This window comes from Nocardia sp. NPDC127606, assembly GCF_042671725.1.
In the GTDB taxonomy this organism is placed as follows: Bacteria; Actinomycetota; Actinomycetes; order Mycobacteriales; family Mycobacteriaceae; genus Nocardia.
The window spans coordinates 828921-845587 of record NZ_JBHXWQ010000001.1; the positions used below are offsets into that span (position 1 = coordinate 828921).

18 protein-coding genes and 1 pseudogene are annotated in these 16667 nt (G+C 67.0%); 13 read left to right on the plus strand and 6 right to left on the minus strand.

Annotated features, from left to right (window positions below; all coding sequences use genetic code 11):
- Window positions 1-138: 138 nt before the first annotated feature.
- The gene (locus tag ACFVJ5_RS03890) at window positions 139-495 is read right to left on the minus strand and encodes an STAS domain-containing protein (protein WP_379218373.1); all 357 of its coding nucleotides are present in this window, start codon (window positions 493-495) and stop codon (window positions 139-141) included.
- A 287-nt stretch (window positions 496-782) separates the two neighbouring features.
- Between ACFVJ5_RS03890 and ACFVJ5_RS03895 the strand changes: the two genes are divergently transcribed.
- Window positions 783-1196 (plus strand): ATP-binding protein, encoded by a 414-nt coding sequence (locus ACFVJ5_RS03895; protein ID WP_379218374.1) that lies wholly within the window; start codon window positions 783-785, stop codon window positions 1194-1196.
- A gap of 64 nt (window positions 1197-1260) precedes the next feature.
- Here the strand turns inward: ACFVJ5_RS03895 and ACFVJ5_RS03900 are convergent, their stop codons facing one another.
- Window positions 1261-2205, minus strand: coding sequence for a helix-turn-helix transcriptional regulator (locus ACFVJ5_RS03900; protein WP_379218375.1), 945 nt, complete (start codon window positions 2203-2205; stop codon window positions 1261-1263).
- A 350-nt stretch (window positions 2206-2555) separates the two neighbouring features.
- Here ACFVJ5_RS03900 and ACFVJ5_RS03905 point away from each other — a divergent pair, with 350 nt between their 5' ends.
- Window positions 2556-2990 (plus strand): STAS domain-containing protein, encoded by a 435-nt coding sequence (locus ACFVJ5_RS03905; RefSeq protein ID WP_379218376.1) that lies wholly within the window; start codon window positions 2556-2558, stop codon window positions 2988-2990.
- A gap of 156 nt (window positions 2991-3146) precedes the next feature.
- On the opposite strand, the gene ACFVJ5_RS03910 is transcribed toward ACFVJ5_RS03905, so the two are convergent.
- Window positions 3147-4583 (minus strand): short-chain fatty acyl-CoA regulator family protein, encoded by a 1437-nt coding sequence (locus ACFVJ5_RS03910; protein ID WP_379218377.1) that lies wholly within the window; start codon window positions 4581-4583, stop codon window positions 3147-3149.
- 154 nt (window positions 4584-4737) lie between these two features.
- Here ACFVJ5_RS03910 and prpD point away from each other — a divergent pair, with 154 nt between their 5' ends.
- Genes prpD through ACFVJ5_RS03925 form a run of 3 tightly spaced genes read left to right on the plus strand, consistent with a single transcriptional unit; the run spans window position 4738 to window position 8278 of the window.
- Window positions 4738-6240 carry a 2-methylcitrate dehydratase PrpD gene (prpD, locus tag ACFVJ5_RS03915; protein WP_379218378.1) on the plus strand — a complete coding sequence of 501 codons (1503 nt, stop codon included), beginning with the start codon at window positions 4738-4740 and terminating at the stop codon, window positions 6238-6240.
- A complete protein-coding gene (prpB, locus tag ACFVJ5_RS03920) occupies window positions 6240-7154 on the plus strand; it encodes a methylisocitrate lyase (protein ID WP_379218379.1) in 915 nt (304 codons plus the stop codon). Before prpD ends, prpB begins: the two co-directional genes overlap by 1 nt.
- Window positions 7154-8278 carry a bifunctional 2-methylcitrate synthase/citrate synthase gene (locus ACFVJ5_RS03925; RefSeq protein ID WP_379218380.1) on the plus strand — a complete coding sequence of 375 codons (1125 nt, stop codon included), beginning with the start codon at window positions 7154-7156 and terminating at the stop codon, window positions 8276-8278. The genes prpB and ACFVJ5_RS03925 overlap by 1 nt, the downstream gene beginning before the upstream one ends.
- A gap of 85 nt (window positions 8279-8363) precedes the next feature.
- Here the strand turns inward: ACFVJ5_RS03925 and ACFVJ5_RS03930 are convergent, their stop codons facing one another.
- On the minus strand, window positions 8364-8825 hold the full coding sequence (locus ACFVJ5_RS03930) for a cupin domain-containing protein (RefSeq protein ID WP_379218381.1): 462 nt from the start codon (window positions 8823-8825) through the stop codon (window positions 8364-8366).
- An 89-nt stretch (window positions 8826-8914) separates the two neighbouring features.
- Window positions 8915-9937 (minus strand): helix-turn-helix transcriptional regulator, encoded by a 1023-nt coding sequence (locus tag ACFVJ5_RS03935; protein WP_379218382.1) that lies wholly within the window; start codon window positions 9935-9937, stop codon window positions 8915-8917.
- Window positions 9938-10000: 63 nt separating this feature from the next.
- Here ACFVJ5_RS03935 and ACFVJ5_RS03940 point away from each other — a divergent pair, with 63 nt between their 5' ends.
- Window positions 10001-11143: an epoxide hydrolase family protein gene (locus tag ACFVJ5_RS03940; RefSeq protein WP_379218383.1), complete on the plus strand. Its 1143-nt coding sequence runs from the start codon at window positions 10001-10003 to the stop codon at window positions 11141-11143.
- Between the two features lie 72 nt (window positions 11144-11215).
- Here ACFVJ5_RS03940 and ACFVJ5_RS03945 read toward each other — a convergent pair whose 3' ends face one another.
- On the minus strand, window positions 11216-11614 hold the full coding sequence (locus tag ACFVJ5_RS03945; protein WP_379218384.1) for a low affinity iron permease family protein: 399 nt from the start codon (window positions 11612-11614) through the stop codon (window positions 11216-11218).
- A gap of 129 nt (window positions 11615-11743) precedes the next feature.
- Between ACFVJ5_RS03945 and ACFVJ5_RS03950 the strand changes: the two are divergent.
- The 7 genes and pseudogenes from ACFVJ5_RS03950 to ACFVJ5_RS03980 form a co-directional block, all read left to right on the plus strand.
- Window positions 11744-12388: pseudogene (locus tag ACFVJ5_RS03950) on the plus strand (energy-coupling factor ABC transporter permease); the annotation flags it as partial.
- Between the two features lie 42 nt (window positions 12389-12430).
- Window positions 12431-12820: a PDGLE domain-containing protein gene (locus ACFVJ5_RS03955; RefSeq protein ID WP_379219762.1), complete on the plus strand. Its 390-nt coding sequence runs from the start codon at window positions 12431-12433 to the stop codon at window positions 12818-12820.
- Window positions 12821-13582 carry a cobalt ECF transporter T component CbiQ gene (cbiQ, locus tag ACFVJ5_RS03960; protein ID WP_379218385.1) on the plus strand — a complete coding sequence of 254 codons (762 nt, stop codon included), beginning with the start codon at window positions 12821-12823 and terminating at the stop codon, window positions 13580-13582.
- Entirely contained in the window at window positions 13579-14298 is a 720-nt protein-coding gene (locus tag ACFVJ5_RS03965) for an energy-coupling factor ABC transporter ATP-binding protein (protein ID WP_379218386.1), read from the plus strand. The genes cbiQ and ACFVJ5_RS03965 overlap by 4 nt, the downstream gene beginning before the upstream one ends.
- A gap of 90 nt (window positions 14299-14388) precedes the next feature.
- Complete coding sequence (locus ACFVJ5_RS03970) at window positions 14389-14763, plus strand: hydrogenase maturation nickel metallochaperone HypA (RefSeq protein ID WP_379218387.1); 375 nt, start codon at window positions 14389-14391, stop codon at window positions 14761-14763.
- On the plus strand, window positions 14721-15530 hold the full coding sequence (hypB, locus tag ACFVJ5_RS03975) for a hydrogenase nickel incorporation protein HypB (RefSeq protein ID WP_379218388.1): 810 nt from the start codon (window positions 14721-14723) through the stop codon (window positions 15528-15530). Before ACFVJ5_RS03970 ends, hypB begins: the two co-directional genes overlap by 43 nt.
- 73 nt (window positions 15531-15603) lie before the next feature.
- Window positions 15604-16659: a hydrogenase expression protein HypE gene (locus tag ACFVJ5_RS03980; RefSeq protein ID WP_194828071.1), complete on the plus strand. Its 1056-nt coding sequence runs from the start codon at window positions 15604-15606 to the stop codon at window positions 16657-16659.
- The last annotated feature ends 8 nt before the right edge of the window (window positions 16660-16667 follow it).

A 16667-nucleotide genomic window follows, 5' to 3' on the forward strand; every position in this document is an offset into this window, starting at 1 on the left:
CCCAAAAACCCCCCCCCCCACCCAATCCCACCCCCCCGGGTTTCACCTATACTTGGACCGCGCCCCCACCCGCCTGTTGTTTGTGTTTGGGTTGGCGGGGGGGGGGCCCCCGGGGGGGGGGCCCCCGCGACTTCGGACCTAGTGCGCGTTCGGCTCCGCGGTGATCGCCGCATCCAGCGTGCCGTAGACCGCGAGCAGCTTGTCCAGCCCGGTCAGTTCGATCGGTCGTGCCACCTCGCGGGAGGCGACCACGCGCAGCTGGTACGGCGCTGCCTTGGACACGACGAGCAACGCGCTGAGCCCGGCCGAGCCCAGGAAGCCGACCTGGGTCATATCGACCACCAGTGTCTTGCCGCCCCGCTGGGCCTTCTCGAGCTCCGCCTGCAACTGCGGCGCCGAGGCCATATCCACCTCGCCACGAACGGTAAGGATTTCGAAGTCGTCTTGTGCCCGTGTCTGCACGTCGAGGTCTCGGAAGCCGCCTTCTACACTCACCGAAGGTCTCCCCGGTTGCGATTCGCCACTTTTCTACCTCTTACCTCTAGCTTCGCCGGATCGGCGAATGTGCGAGCGATTCTTGCCCCAGCAACCTACCCCATCTACTCGGGCCGCAAACCGTTGCGCAGCACCGGGGTACCCTGGCTCGGACGTATCCGCCGGGCCGCTGTGAGAGGGCATTCTCACGCCCGGAAGGGGCATACCCGAGTACTGCACGGGTACTGCCAATGGCGCGGGGGTCCTCGCGGATTCGTTGGACGTCGAGATGAAGAGGGAGGCATCAGGTGACGACGCACCCATCTCGGCAGGACAGCGCCGTGAAGCCGTTCGAGATCGAGTTCTCGGCAGACGCCGCGCGGTTGGCCGAAGCACGGCACGCGCTGCAGGCCTGGCTGGCCGAGGTGCCGGTCGACCCGAACTCGGCATACGACATAGTGCTCGCCGTCGGTGAGGCGTGTACCAACGCCGTCGAGCACGGTCACCGTGGCGACGGCGGCACAGTACGGGTTACCGCGATACTCGCCGAGACCTACGTCCACACCGTCGTCACCGACGGGGGGCGCTGGGTGACACCTGACGCGGACGCCGATGAGTCACGGGGGCGTGGGATGGGCATCATGCGCGCCCTCAGCAGTGAATTCGAGGTCAGCACATCGGCCGCGGGCACCGTGGTGGACATGCGGTTCGCTCGGCCGTGAGACGCCCCTGAGCTACTCGATCGCGCTGTCGCGGCGAGCTCGGACCTCGTTCGCGCGGCAGCGATCATTCACGCAGTGTCTGCCTCGGTGGCCGGCCGTAGCGGTGGCGGTAGGCCGTGGCGAAGCGGCCGGGATGGGTGAAGCCCCATCGGTAGGCGATGGTCGCGACAGTCTGGCCGTCACCCGGCAACGCGGCGCGGAGTTGTTCGTGTGCCGCGGCGAGACGCAGTCGCTGCAGGTACTCGAGCGGCGTCGTGTTCAGATGACGGCGAAAGGCCAGCTGCAAGGCGCGGGGCGTGACAAAGGTTGCCGCTGCGACGTCGGTGATCGCGATCCTGTCACCCAGATGCGACTCCAGATAGGCGATGGCCCGGCGCACGGTGTGCGGGTGAGCGTCGTGGCGATCGGTGGGGTTCGGCTCGTGCTCGGCGGTCGTCGGCATGGTGGCCAGCACCGTCGCGGCGAGATAATCCGAGGCCGCCGTCACGGTGAGCGGGCTGTTCGCCGCGTCGGGGTCCGCGGCGATCTGCTGCAGATGGCTGATCACCCGCCGCAACCGCTGTCCGGCCGCGACAGTGACCGGCCGGTGCCCGTCTACGCGCACTCGGTCGCCACCCGCGGCGGTGGCCATGCGGTTCAGGATCGCGGGGTCGAACATGGTGATGTCGTAGCGGCTGGTTCGGATGACCCCCGAGTAGGGCAGGTCATGGGGGGTGAGCAGGCCTGTCTGCCCGGGGGTGAAGGTATCGGGGCCGCAATCGTGATAGTTCTCCTCGATCCGACCGCTGTGTACCGTGACCAGGCAGACCCGGCCGAGCGGGTCGGCGTCGTAGGCCATGTCGAAACCCATCTCGAGCTGGTCGAAGTTGATCGAACCGAGCACCTTGCGACGGATCCGGGTACGCACCTGGTGCGGGCCGTGGTTGCCGATCTGCACCCGGGTGTAGGCGCTGTTGAGGAACTCTTCGGTCGCGGCCAAGTCGTCGCTCTCGAAATCCAGACTCTGCACGACGCTCCCTCCGTGGACACGCGATGGTGGGCACGGCGGAGGCGGCGGGGCGCCGGACAACCGCGCCCGTGCGGATACTGGCTCATATTACCGGCTCGACAACAGGCGACGCACCCGCAGTTCCGCCCTCGGCGCACCGCGTGTCGCGGCCGCGGCGCTTGCGTCACAGAGACGAAATGCGAAAGCGGATCACCACGCATCAGGACCGATAGCGAACAACTGGGCGCCGGGGCGGCGACGGGGCGGGGCAGTTGCCGGGCCCGCGTGCTGGAATAGGGTTGTCGGCCCGATCTTGAGCACACAGGACAGCTGGCAACGCACTGCTCTCTGGTGCTGAAGAATCGAGTCCGTTGAACAATCGTCCCGACGAAACCCGCTCGCACGCCCCCGGCGACCCAGCTGACGATCTCTGCCGCCGCTTGGGTGCCGTCGCGGAATCCGCAGGACAGGTCATCGTGCTGCATGCTCGCGGCGAGATCGACGCCTACACCCTCCCACGCTGGCGGGGCCTGCTCGAGTCCGCTGTCCCCGAGTCCGCCGACGGCGGTCATCTCATCGTCGACATGGACGAGGTCACGTTCCTGTCGGTACGCGCCATCATGGTCCTCGCCGACCTGGCCGAGCACCTGGACCGGCGCGGCATCGGGATGCACCTCGCCGACGGGCGGGCTGCCACGTCCATCGCGCGCGTGATCGACCTCGCCGGGATGACCGAGTGGATTTCGATCCACCGCGACCTCACCACGGCTCTCGCCGCCACCGCCGGTCCACCCTCCGACGCCTGACGCCGGCGAGCTGCTCGGCTACTGGTAGACAGGCGCTTCCCTGATTGCCCGGTCGATCGACCGATCACGAACGCCCCGCACTCGGAACGAGCGCGGGGCGTTCTGTTCCGGCAAGTGGACAGGGGTCGCGGGATCGGGTCGCAGCGGTGCGGCCGATCAACTCCGCTCGGCGGCAGGAAGGTCGGCGGGCGTGTAGGGGATATTGGCGGCACGGTTGCCGTCGACGCGGAGAGCGCGGCCGAGCTGTGGGAACGCCCGCTGTGCGCATCGGGGACGTTCGCACACCTTGCAGCCGGCGCCGATCGGGACCGCGGTGGCGTCGTCGTGCAACGGGAGCCCATGCGAATAGACGAGTTTCTCGGCGTAGGCGATGTCGCACCCGAGGCCGATCGCGAAATCCCTTGTGGCGGACAGGAATCCCGGTGTGCTCTCGTCGGTGGTACGGGCCAGCCACAGATATTTGCGGCCATCGGGCATCTGCGCGATCTGTGTGCGGATACGCCCCGGTGTGGCGAACGCGTCGTGGACCACCCACAGCGGGCAGCTGCCGCCGACCCGGGAGAAGTGGAAAGCGGTGGCGGACTGACGTTTCGAGATATTGCCCGCCCGGTCGGTGCGCACGAAGAAGAACGGCACACCACGCTGACCGACTCGCTGCATCGTGGACAACCGGTGACACACGGTCTCGAAACCTACTTCGAACATCGACGACAACAGCTCGATGTCGTAGCGCAGCTCTTCGGCCGCATGACGGAACCGGGTGTAGGGCAGGATCAGCGCTCCGGCGAAATAGTTGGCCAGGCCGACCCGCAGCAGGTCACGGGATTCGGCGGGCATGCTCACCGTGGTGGTGACGGCCTCGATGGTGTGGCTGTGGGTCAGGAAAGCCAGCTGGGTGGCGAGCTGGAAAGCGCGCTGGCCGGCCGAGAGTCTGCGCGCGAGGGTGAGATGGTGTGCGACGGGATCGAAGACGCGCTTGGGGCCGGGATCGGTCGGTGCGTCCGAGCGGATCGTGACGGTGATGCCGTACCGCTCGTGCAGCAGTCGGGTCAGTTGCAGGTCCAATCCGCCGATGCTGAGCAGGTTCTCGGTGAACATGGTTTCGGCGGCCAGGTCGAGCTCGGGAATGTGGTTGCGGCGATCGTAGAAGAAATCGCGCACGTCCTCATAGGGCGTGGCCGCCGCTGCTCCCGTGACCGGGCCCTCGATGCCGGCGGAGATCTGCTCGATCTGCTGTGTCGCGCCGCGCAGTTTGCGGTGCAGATTCACCAGCAGGTGCGCGGCGGCGGGCACCCGCGCCATGAGGTCCTCGAGTTCGGCATTGCTGATGCCGGCGGTGTCGGGATCTTCGGCGAACACGTCGTGCAGATCGGCCAGCAGCCGCGCGTCGGTATCGGTCGCGAAGAATCCCACGTCCAAGTCGAAGGTGGCGTTGAGCTTGAGCAGTACGGGCACGGTGAGCGGGCGCTGATCGTTCTCGAGCTGGTTGACATAGCTCACCGATAGCCCCAGCAGTTTCGCCATCGCAGTCTGCGACAGGCCGCGTTGGTCGCGCAGTGTGCGCAGCCGTGCGCCCACGTACATCTTCTGCATGACCCGAACCTAGCACTCGCGTCTTTCACAACCTTCACAACTTTGCCGAATTGCTTCCACAAATTTAGGCATCTGCGAGGCATTTTGCCTGCTCGTCGATCTGTGTAACGTGCGAAAAGTACTGGTGAATAGTCGACGCCTGGAGGCCCCCGCTGTGAAGCACCATCTCGTCCGAACGCACCGCTCCGCCGAGGACTTTCCCCGCGAGGAGCACCTGGCGTGGCAGATCGCCGAGGTTGCCGCCGACACGGTGGAGGTGCCCGCCCAGACCGAGGAGATGATCGTCAACCGGATCATCGACAACGCCTCGGTCGCCGCGGCCTCGATCACCCGCCGCCCGGTGGCCAACGCCCGCGCCCAAGCCATGGCCCATCCCTACGGCCCCGGCGCCGCCGTATTCGGTGTGCCCGGCCGGTTCTCGCCGGAATGGGCGGCCTGGGCCAACGGTGTCGCGGTGCGCGAGCTCGACTTCCACGACACCTTCCTCGCTGCCGAGTACTCACATCCGGGCGACAACATTCCGTCGATCCTGGCCGTGGCCCAGCACACCGGCCGCAGCGGCGCCGACCTGATCCGCGGTCTGGCCACCGGCTACGAGATCCAGGTCGATCTGGTTCGCGCGATCTGCCTGCACCAACACAAGATCGATCATGTCGCCCACCTGGGCCCGTCGGCCGCGGCGGGCATCGGCACCCTTCTCGGCTCGGATACCGAGACCATCTACCAGGCGATCGGCCAAGCCCTGCACACCACGACCGCCACCCGTCAGTCCCGCAAGGGCGAGATCTCCAGCTGGAAGGCCTACGCACCGGCCTTCGCCGGGAAGATGGCCGTGGAAGCGGTCGATCGCGCGCTGCGTGGCGAGGGCGCCCCGTCACCGATCTGGGAGGGGGAGGACGGTGTCATCGCCTGGCTGCTGGGCGGCCCGAAGGCGGAGTACTCGGTGCCACTGCCCGGCCCCGGTGAGCCCAAACGCGGCATCCTCGACACCTACACCAAAGAACACTCGGCCGAGTATCAGAGTCAGGCGCCGATCGACCTGGCTCGCCGGATGCGTGATCGTGTCGGCGATCTCGACCAGATCGCGACCATCGTGCTGCACACCAGCCACCACACCCACTACGTGATCGGCACCGGCTCGGGTGATCCGCAGAAGTTCGACCCGACCGCCTCGCGCGAGACCCTCGACCACTCGGTGATGTACATCTTCGCCGTCGCCCTGCAGGACGGCACCTGGCACCACGAACACTCCTACGCCCCCGAGCGCGCGCAGCGTCCCGACACCGTCGAGCTGTGGCGCAAGATCTCCACCGCCGAGGACCCGGAGTGGACCCGTCGCTATCACTCCACCGACCCGAACGAGAAGGCTTTCGGCGCGCGCGCCGAGATCACCTTGACGAGCGGCGAAGTGATCGTCGACGAGCTCGCTGTCGCCGACGCGCATCCGCTGGGCGCGCGCCCGTTCGCCCGCGAGCAGTACCTCGCGAAGTTCCGCACCCTGGCCGAAGGCGTCATCGACCCTGCCGAGCAGGATCGGTTCCTCGACGTCGCCCAGCGCACCCCGCAGCTGTCCGCCGAGGAGCTGGGTCAGCTCAACTTCACGGTGTCCGACGAGGTTCTCGCTCGTGCGCCGAAGCCGGCGAAGGGGCTGTTCTGATGACCGGCCTGCTGGCGGCGGCCACCTCGGCTGCCGACAAGCGAATCGCGTTCCGCACCGGGCTGTCCTCGGACCGCATCCAGCGGTTCCCCGGTGCGTTCAATCCGTTGGTGGCCAAGCTGATCCAGGAGATCGGCTTCGAGGGTGTGTATGTCTCGGGCGCGGTGGTCTCGGCCGAGCTCGCCCTGCCCGACATCGGACTGACCACGCTGACCGAGGTCGCCGGGCGTGGCCAGCAGATCGCCCGGGTCACCGACCTGCCGGTTCTCATCGACGCCGACACCGGTTTCGGTGAACCGATGAGCGCGGCCCGCACGGTGACCCTCCTCGAGGACGCCGGGATCGCCGGGGCCCACTTCGAGGACCAGGTGAATCCGAAGCGGTGCGGGCACCTCGACGGCAAAGCCGTTGTGCCGGTGACGGAGATGGTGCGGCGGTTGCGCGCGGCCGTGGCGGCCCGGCGCGATCCGAACTTCGTGATCTGCGCGCGCACCGACGCCGCCGGGATCGAAGGCATCGACTCGGCGATCGATCGAGCGAAGGCCTATGCCGAGGCCGGTGCGGATCTGATCTTCACCGAAGCACTGCACACCCCGGCCGATTTCGAGAAATTCCGGGCCGCGGTCGACATTCCGCTGCTGGCCAATATGACCGAGTTCGGTAAGTCCGAGCTGATCTGCGTGCAGGTGCTGGAGAAGATCGGCTACAACGCGGTGATCTACCCGGTCTCCACCCTGCGGTTGGCGATGTTCGCGGCCGAAGCAGGGTTGCGCGAGATCTTCGACCAGGGCACCCAAGCCGGTCTGCTCGATCGGATGCAGCACCGCAGCCGCCTCTACGAGCTGCTGCAGTACGAGCGCTACAACGAATTCGATTCCGACATCTTCACTTTCGCCTCGGGAAAGGACCAGTGATGACGGACCTCGCCGTTCCGGCCATCTACAAGGGACTCGCCGGTGTCGTCGTCGACACCACCGCCATCTCCAAGGTGGTTCCGGAGACGAACTCGTTGACCTATCGCGGGTACGCGGTGCAGGACCTGGCCGCGAACTGCAGCTTCGAGGAGGTGGCCTATCTGCTCTGGAACGGTGAGCTCCCCGACAGTTCCCAGCTCGCACTGTTCACCCAGCGTGAGCGGGCCTCGCGCCGAGCCAATCGGTCGCTGCTGTCGTTGGTCGCGAAGCTGCCCGAGAACTGCCATCCGATGGATGTGGTGCGCACCGCCATCAGCTACCTGGGCGCCGAGGACCCACAGGAGGACGACAATTCGGCCACGGCCAACCTGGCGAAATCGTTGCGGATGCTGGCGGTGCTGCCCACGATCGTGGCCGCTGATCACCGCCGCCGCCACGGCCTCGACCCGATCGAGCCGCACTCGCACCTCGGCTACGCCGAGAACTTCCTGAACATGTGTTTCGGGAAGGTGCCCGCGCCGGAGCTGGTGAAGGCGTTCGAGGTCTCGTTGATCCTCTACGCCGAGCACAGCTTCAACGCCTCCACCTTCGCGGCCAGGGTGGTCACCTCGACACTGTCCGATATCTACAGTGCCGTCACCGCCGCCATCGGCGCGTTGAAGGGCTCGTTGCACGGCGGCGCGAACGAAGCCGTCATGCGCGACATGCTCGAGATCGCTGATCCCGCGCTTGCCGAGCAGTGGATGCGCAACAAGCTCGCCGACAAGGAGAAGGTGATGGGCTTCGGGCACCGGGTCTACAAGAACGGCGACTCCCGGGTACCGACGATGAAGCACGCGTTTCTCGATATCGCGGCCGCGACAGATGGCGGCACATGGGTGCAGATGTACGAGATCCTCGAACGCACCATGGCCGAGGCCACCGGCATCAAGCCCAATCTCGACTTTCCCACCGGGCCGGCCTATTACCTGCTCGGGTTCGATATCGAGGTGTTCACCCCGATCTTCGTGATGAGCCGGATCACCGGCTGGACGGCGCACATCATCGAACAGGGTGAGGCCAACGCGTTGATCCGCCCGCTGAGTGAGTACGTGGGTGTGCCGCAGCGCGCGGTCGTGGCCTGACCACTCGCCACGGCACTGTATGAGGTCGCGTGACGCGCCGTGCCGGCTAGGGGATGGGGCTGCGTCCGGCGACGCACGCGGGGGGCTAGGGGTGGTGGTGGATGGGGTCGATCCAATGCACGGCTTCGGGCTTCTCGATCGGCTCGATCTCGAGATTGACGACAACGGCTTCACTGTCGCTGCGTACCAGTACGCATTCCAAGGGTTCGTGGGTGCTGGCGTTGATCTCCTGGTGCGGAACATACGGTGGCACGAAGATGAAGTCGCCCGGCCCGGCCTCTGCGACGAATTCCAGCTGCTCGCCCCATCGCATCCGAGCGCGGCCGCGGATCACGTAGATGACACTCTCGAGTGCGCCGTGATGGTGGGCGCCGGTCTTGGCGTCGGGATGGATCGTGACGGTCCCGGCCCAGATCTTCTGCGCGCCGACACGGGCGAAATCGATCGCGGCCGCCCGCTCCATTCCGGGTGTCTGCGCGGTGTTCGGATCGAGCTGATCCGCCTTGATCACCCGGACACCGTGGTGCCGCCAGTCTTCGGCAGTCATGGGTGCACTCCTCCACTTCGGTCGGTTCGAGCTGCATCGCCGAATGCGGCGGATCCGTGGACCTTTCGCGCTCGGATGAGGCTACGCAATCATGATTCGTCTGCCCGGTAGACGTTTTCACTCGGTGAAATCGAAAGATGGCCGCCTCCAGGTGGTTGCAGGTTCGAATCTGCCGCGCGGCGGAACCTCGTCGCGAGGCGATCGAATGCCACCGCGAGCTCGTCTCCGTCGATCACCTCGATGTCGACGTCGAGCTGTGTTATCCACAGTGCGAGCCGGTCCGGGTCGTCGGAGCCCAACTCGACATGGCACGTGGACTCGTCGACCACCTCGATATCGACCGGGATGTGGATCTTCGCGGCGACCTCGGCAGCGCGAGCATGTACGAGTATCCGGGCACGGTACTTCCAGGCCGCCTTGCTGACGCGGCCGACGACGTAGTCGACGGCATTGCCCTCCGGGATCGCGCGCGGCGGGAACCGCGCACCCGTCGGTGCGTGCGGAACCATGCGGTCGACACGAAAGATCCGCCAGTCGTCACGGTCGAGGTCCCACGCGAGCAGGTACCACAGCGGCCCCCAGCTCACCAGGCGTTGTGGTTCGGTGTGGCGGGACCCTTCGGCGCCCCCGTGTTTCGTGTATCCGAACCGGAGCCGTTCGTGGCTGCGGATCGCGGCAGCGACCGCGCCGAGGTGCGAGAGATCAAGCGGCGGTGCAGCCCCGGGAACGACGCTCATCGCCTCGCGTACCGCCTCGACGCGCCGACGCAGGCGCGAGGGCAGCACTTGCTCCAGCTTCGCGAGCGCGGTGAGCGATGTCTCTGCGACTCCGAGCCTTCGGGTCGCCACCGCACCCAGTCCGACCGCGACGGCGACGGCCTCGTCGTCGTCGAGCAGCAGTGGGGGCATCGCCGTCCCGGCGGCCAGCCGGTACCCGCCCGCGACGCCGGGACGCGCGTCCACGGGATAGCCGAGCGAGCGCAGCTTGCCGATGTCGGCGCGCACAGTCCTCGTGCTCACCTCGAGCCGGCCCGCGAGCTCGGAGCTCGTCCAGTCGCGCTTGAGCTGGAGCAGCGACAGCAGTTCGAGCAGGCGGGCCGACGTCTCCAACATGTTCTCGATCTTTCCAGCAATTGCGGAAGCTGACCTGCCGCATTACTTGGGAACGTGGGTGTCATGACCGAGAACAACGCACTCACACCGTTTCGCATCGACGTCCCGCAGGCCGATCTCGACGACCTACGAAACCGGCTGGCACACACGCGCTGGCCGATCCCGATGCCGGGCCGAGACGATCGGACCGACTTCAGCCGGGGCATCCCGCTGGTGTACCTGAAGGAGCTCGCGCAGTACTGGCGCGACGGATTCGACTGGCGTGCGCAGGAGGCGAAGCTCAACGAGAACGAACAGTTCACGACGGTCGTCGACGGCCAGACGTTTCACGTCGTCCACGCGCGTTCGGCGAACCCGCAGGCCACCCCGCTGATCCTGAACCACGGCTGGCCGGGCTCGTTCGTCGAGTACCAGCGACTCATCCCGCTCCTGACCGACGAGTTCCACGTGGTCATCCCGGCGCTGCCCGGCTTCGGATTCTCTACCCCGCTGTCAGGAACCGGCTGGGAGCTGACGCGGACGGCGGAGGCAATCGCCGAGATCATGACGCGGCTGGGCTACGAGAGGTTCGCGGCCCACGGCACCGACATCGGCTCGGGCACCGCCATGCGTCTGGCGGCGCTCTACCCGGAGCGCGTCATCGGCATGCACATCGGCTGCGACCCCCGGGTGCTCGGGTTGGTCGGCGACAAGTTCCCCTACCCTGAGGGGCTCTCCGATGACGAGGTCGCCCAGCTCGCGGCAGTGCGCGCCGAGGACGCGCCCGACCTCGGGTATCTCCAGATGCAGAACCACCGCCCCGACACGATCGGCGCGGCGCTCACCGATTCGCCGGTCGGTCAGCTCGCGTGGATCGCCGAGAAGTTCAAGACCAGGACCAGCGGCGACCACCGGACGCCGGACGAGTCGGTCGACCGCGACCAGCTCCTCACGAACATCAGCCTGTACTGGTTCACCCGCAGCGGCGCGTCGAGCGCGCAGTTCTATTACGAGAACGAGCATTCCGGCCTCGCCGTGGTCGTGGCCTCCGGCGTGCCGTCCGGATGGGCCGTGTTCGACACTCACCCGATCATGCGCCGCGCGCTGGACCCGTGGAAGGTGATCGGCCACTGGAGCGAGTTCACCGAGGGCGGTCACTTCCCGGCGATGGCGGAGCCGAAGCTGCTCGCGGACGATATCCGCACTTTCTTCCGCGGCATTTCCTGACCGGTGTCTCGGCAACCAGTGGGAGGTCACTTCTCGAGCGCTACACAACGCCACTGACTCGCCGACCTCCGGTCAGTGGCGCTCTTCGAGCCCGACGGCTTCTCGCAGTCGATCCGCGGCCGCCCGGAGGTCGGGATCAGTGGAGGCGGAGGAATCCAGGAGTGCGGCCAATGCCTCGGCGATGACATTGAGTTTCTCTTGCGCGGCCTCGCTCGCGCGGCGGCCGGCGTTTTCGAGCAGCACCACCAACAGCAGCGTGAAAACGCTCGCAACGGTGTGGATGGCAACCTGCCACGTTTTGAGGTCTGTCCACCACGGCAAGCTGATCAGCCACGCGGTGACGATTCCGGCGCAGACGAAGAAGAACGGAGCCTGACTCACGCGCAGCTCGGTCTGTTCGACGAACCGGTCGAAAGGCGACCGGCGGTCACCTCCGCCACGGCTGCGTGCGGCCTCGCTGCGGCGCTCCATCATCGAATTCTAGTCGCACCTACCCCCTGTCGCAGCCGGACCGATATCGCGGTCGGACATTCCTTTATCTGTTCACTTGGACAGATAAAGGGCGTAGTGTTCTGATAGGTGAACGGCAGCACCGTGGCAATGCATATGAGCGACGGGATCGTCGATGCGCCGACGTCGCTGATCTTCGCGGGGATCGCGGCGGTGGGGCTCGGGCTCGCGGGCTGGCGGGCGCGCGCCGAACTCGACGAGCGCGCGGCGCCGATGGCCGGGCTGGTGGCCGCGTTCATCTTCGCGGTCCAGATGGTGAACTTTCCGATCCTGCCCGGTGTGAGTGGGCACCTGCTGGGTGGGGCGCTGGCCGCGATTCTGGTCGGGCCCTACCTCGGGGCGTTGTGCGTGGCGGTGGTGCTGGTCGTGCAGGCGCTGCTGTTCGCCGACGGCGGGCTCACCGCACTCGGCACCAACATCACGAACATGGCCCTGGTCGGTGTCGGCGCGGGATATCTCGTGGCTCGGGTCGGGACAGCGCTGCTGCGCCGGCGCAGCGACACGGGGGTGGGTGTGGTGGCATTCGTCGCCGCGTTCGTCGGAACCCTGTGTGCCGCGATGGGTTTCGTCGTCGAGTACGCGATCGGCGGGGCCGCGGGTTCCACGGTCGGGGCGGTCGCGGGGTACATGTTCTTCACCCACGCGTTGATCGGGATCGGTGAAGGCATCATCACCGCGATCACCGTGGTGGCGGTGGTGAGCGCACGACCGGATCTGGTCTATGTACTGCGTGCCGCGGGGCCGGTGTCCGCGCACGCGTCTCCCGCTCGTGTGCGGGTGTCCTTCACCGGTTTCCTGTGGGTTTTCGCCGCGGCCGCGGTGCTCGTGGCCGGCGGGCTGTCCTATGCCGCGAGCTCACAGCCCGACGGGCTCGACGCGACCACCCGACGCGGGTGCACCACGGTCGAGGTGAACGGGGCCGAGGAACTGCACGGTGAGTGCATCGCGCGCAGCGCCGAGGAACACCGGTTCGCCGGTTCTCCGCTGGCGGACTACGCGATCGACGGCAACAGCGATCTGGCCGGTCCGGCAGGCGTGGTCGGCGTCGGGGCCGCCTTCGCCGTGCTGTTCGCGGTGATCCGTACGGTCCGGATCGGCCGAAGTGGATCGCGCTTCGGGGGCCGGCGCGGTGACGTCGCGGCGCGGTCGGATGCGGAGCCGGAGTAGGTGAGCGCCGCGGTCCACCGGCTGTATCTGGCGGGGAATTCACCGGCGCATCGGGCACCGACCGAGGTCAAGATCGTGTGCGCGGTGGTTGCGGTGTTCGCGGTCGTAGCGACACCACGGGAGTTGTTGTGGCCGTTCGGCTGTTATGCCCTTGGCTTGGTCGCGCTGTGGCGGTGGTGGGGAATCGGGTTGCGCTGGATCGGGCCGCGTCTGCTCATCGAGTTGCCGTTCGTCGTGTTGGCGATCCTGCTGCCTTTCGCCGCCGGGGAACCCCGCACCGACATCTTCGGGCTGTCGCTGTCGGTGACCGGCCTCTACGCCGCGTGGGGCATCATCGCGAAAGGCACTATCGGCGTGGGCATCTCACTGACCTTGGCCGCGACGACGAGCGTGCGCTCCTTGCCCGAAGGGCTGACGCGGCTGCGCGTGCCCGGCACGATCGTCATGATCGTGGTCCTGATGCTGCGCTATGTCGACGTACTTGTCGCCGAGGCGGCGCGGATGCGGCTGGCCCGGATCTCCCGTGGCGACGACCCACGCACACTGCGCCAAGCCGGGGCGACCGCACGCGGCGCCGGCACCCTGTTCCTGCGATCCTACGAACGCGGCGAACGGGTCCACCTGGCCATGCTGTCGCGCGGATTCGACGGCACCGTGCCCGATGTCGGCACCCCGCCCGCCACCCGCGGGCAATGGCTGCTCGGCTGCCTGCCCGCGGCCGCCGCGATCGCTGTCTGCGCGGGTGCTTGGATGGTGCGGTGACCGAACCGACGGCGCCGGCGGTGCGTGTGGTCGAGCTGACCTTCGCCTATCCCGACGGGACCGGCGCGTTGAACGGGGTGAATCTGCAGATCGCGCCGGGGGAGCGGGTGGCCGTCCTCGGGCCCAACGGCGCGGGCAAATCCACTTTGATGCTGCACCTGAACGGGGTGCTCACCGCCACATCGGGGCAGGTGTACATCGGCGGTGTGCGGCTGGACCGCAACAGCGTTCGCGCTATCCGGCAACGGGTCGGGGTCGTGTTCCAGGACCCCGACGATCAACTGTTCATGCCGACCGTGGAACAGGATGTCGCGTTCGGGCCCGCCAACTTCGGTGTCCGCGGTGAAGCCCTCGCCGAACAGGTCCGGGAGGCGCTCGCCGCGGTGGGGATGACCGACCGGGCCGGGCGTTCACCGGCGCACCTGTCGCTCGGGGAGCGCCGCCGCGCCGCGCTGGCCACGGTGCTGTCGTGCCGACCGGAGGTCCTCGTTCTCGACGAACCGGCCGCCAACCTCGATCCGGTGGCGCGCCGCGAACTGGCCGAGATCCTGCTGTCGCTGCCCACCACCATGCTCGTGGTGACCCACGATCTGCCCTACGCGCAACGAATCTGCGAGCGGGTCGTCATCCTCGACGCCGGTGAAGTCGTCGCCGACGGCCCCACCGCCGACATCCTCGACGATGCCGCGCTGCTCGCCGAACACCGGCTCAGCTGAGCGTTCATCCGCCGGTCGGCCATCGCGTCGGAGGGTTGCCCAGGAGTAACCTGATCGGTGGGTTCCTCCCTCCGACGAACCGAGACTGCGATGCACGAAATGGCGATCACCCAGAGTGTCATCGACGCCGTGTGCGAACACGCGGCGGGAGCGCGGGTGCACAGCGTGCTCCTGGAAGTGGGCGTGCTGTGCGCGGTCGTCCCGGAAGCGATGCAGTTCTGCTTCGAACTCGCCGCCGAGGAAACCCTCGCCGAGGGCGCGCGCCTCGAGATCGACGTGGTACCCGGCCTGGCGGGCTGTCGGAGCTGTGGCGCCGAGTTCACCGTGCTCGAGCCGATCGCCCTGTGCGAGTGCGGCAGCGCCGATGTCGAGATCAGAGCCGGGCACGAACTCCGAATCCGCTCAATGGAAGTGAGCCGAGAATGTGCGCAACCTGTGGATGTGGCGACGACGACGCCGCGGTGATCACCCTCCCGCACGAGCACGAGCACGAGCACGAGCACGAGCCGCACCGGCACAGCCATGGTCACGGCGGCGATCACGTGCATCTGCCGGTCACCGAGACCATCACCCTCGAGCAAAAAGTCCTGGCCAAGAACGACCTGTTGGCCCAGCGAAACCGGGACTGGCTCGCCGCCCGCGACATCCTGGCGCTGAACATGACCAGCTCACCCGGCGCGGGCAAGACCACCCTGCTCGAGCGCACGATCCGCGAGTTCACCGAGGTGCCGATCGCGGTGATCGAGGGCGACCAGGCGACCCTGCTCGATGCCGAGCGGATCGGGGCGACGGGCTGTCGGGTCGTGCAGATCAACACCGGCGCGGGCTGTCATCTCGACGCCGAGATGACCTACCGCGCGCTCGAGTCCCTCGATCCCGACCCCGGCACCCTGTTGTTCATCGAGAACGTCGGCAACCTGGTGTGCCCGGCCTTGTTCGACCTCGGTGAACGCGGCAAAGTCGTGGTGATCTCGGTGACCGAGGGCACCGACAAGCCACTGAAGTATCCGCACATGTTCGCCGCGGCATCTCTGGTCCTCGTCAACAAGATCGATCTGCTGCCCTATGTGGACTTCGACCTGGACAAATGCCGGGAATACGCGGCGTCGATCAACCCGCACGCGCAGATCCTGCCCCTCTCGGTGACCAGCGGTTCCGGCATGGCGCAGTGGTACGACTGGCTCCGACTGCGGCGGTCAGCAACTATTGAGGATCACTCACCAGCGACATAGACTGGCGTGATCAGGATCACACCGTAGGTTCCCGCGAGCCTGCGATGCCCCGCTTCAGAAAGTGGCGCAGCCCATGCCTACCCAGGAAGCAATCAAAGCAGAACAGGCCCTGATTCACGTGCTGTGGATCAACGCAGGTCTCAGTTGTGACGGTGATTCGGTCGCGCTGACCGCCGCGACGCAGCCCAGTATCGAGGAGATCGCGCTCGGCGCTCTTCCCGGGCTCCCACAGATCGCGGTGCACTGGCCGCTGATCGATTTCGAATGCGGTCCCGCCGGCGGCGCCGACGATTTCCTCGAATGGTTCTTCAAAGCCGACCGGGGTGAACTCGAACCGTTCGTGCTCGTGGTGGAAGGCTCCATCCCGAACGAACAGCTCCACGAGGAGGGCTACTGGTGCGGCTTCGGCAACGATCCCGCCACCGGCCAGCCGATGACGACCAGCGAGTGGCTCGATCGGCTGGCGCCGAAGGCCACCGCGGTGGTCGCGGTCGGCACCTGTGCCACCTACGGCGGCATCCACGCCATGGCGGGTAACCCCACCGGCGCGATGGGTGTGCCCGACTACCTCGGCTGGGACTGGAAATCCAAGGCCGGCATCCCGATCGTGTGCGTGCCCGGTTGCCCGGTCCATCCGGACAACATGTCCGAAACGCTGACCTACCTGCTCTACATGGCCACCGGACAGGCCCCGATGATTCCCCTGGACGAGGCGCTGCGCCCGAAATGGTTGTTCGGCGCCACCGTCCACGAAGGCTGTGATCGAGCGGGTTACTACGAGGAAGGCGATTTCGCCGACGAGTACGGCTCCCCGAAATGCATTGTGAAACTGGGATGTTGGGGCCCGGTGGTCAAATGCAACGTCCCCAAGCGGGGCTGGATCAACGGTGTCGGTGGCTGCCCGAACGTGGGCGGCATCTGCATCGGCTGCACCATGCCGGGATTCCCGGACAAATTCATGCCGTTCATGGACGAGCCGCCCGGCGGCAAGATCTCCTCGACGGCATCAGGGCTGTACGGGTCGGTGATCCGCAGCCTGCGCCACATCACCGGACGCACGGTGGACAAGGAGCCGCGATGGCGGCACAAGGGCGAGAAGCTGGAATCCGGCGCCACCCGCACCTGGTAGGAGGCGAT

Bases quoted from the DNA above. Each gene is read 5' to 3' on its own strand.
- ACFVJ5_RS03910 (WP_379218377.1), bottom strand. From the start codon at position 4,583: ATGCAGAAGATGTACGTGGGCGCACGGCTGCGCACACTGCGCGACCAA.
- prpB (WP_379218379.1), top strand. From the start codon at position 6,240: ATGACCGGCCTGCTGGCGGCGGCCACCTCGGCTGCCGACAAGCGAATC.
- ACFVJ5_RS03925 (WP_379218380.1), top strand. From the start codon at position 7,154: ATGACGGACCTCGCCGTTCCGGCCATCTACAAGGGACTCGCCGGTGTC.
- ACFVJ5_RS03930 (WP_379218381.1), bottom strand. From the start codon at position 8,825: ATGACTGCCGAAGACTGGCGGCACCACGGTGTCCGGGTGATCAAGGCG.
- ACFVJ5_RS03935 (WP_379218382.1), bottom strand. From the start codon at position 9,937: ATGTTGGAGACGTCGGCCCGCCTGCTCGAACTGCTGTCGCTGCTCCAG.
- ACFVJ5_RS03940 (WP_379218383.1), top strand. From the start codon at position 10,001: ATGACCGAGAACAACGCACTCACACCGTTTCGCATCGACGTCCCGCAG.
- ACFVJ5_RS03945 (WP_379218384.1), bottom strand. From the start codon at position 11,614: ATGGAGCGCCGCAGCGAGGCCGCACGCAGCCGTGGCGGAGGTGACCGC.
- ACFVJ5_RS03970 (WP_379218387.1), top strand. From the start codon at position 14,389: ATGCACGAAATGGCGATCACCCAGAGTGTCATCGACGCCGTGTGCGAA.
- hypB (WP_379218388.1), top strand. From the start codon at position 14,721: ATGTGCGCAACCTGTGGATGTGGCGACGACGACGCCGCGGTGATCACC.
- ACFVJ5_RS03980 (WP_194828071.1), top strand. From the start codon at position 15,604: ATGCCTACCCAGGAAGCAATCAAAGCAGAACAGGCCCTGATTCACGTG.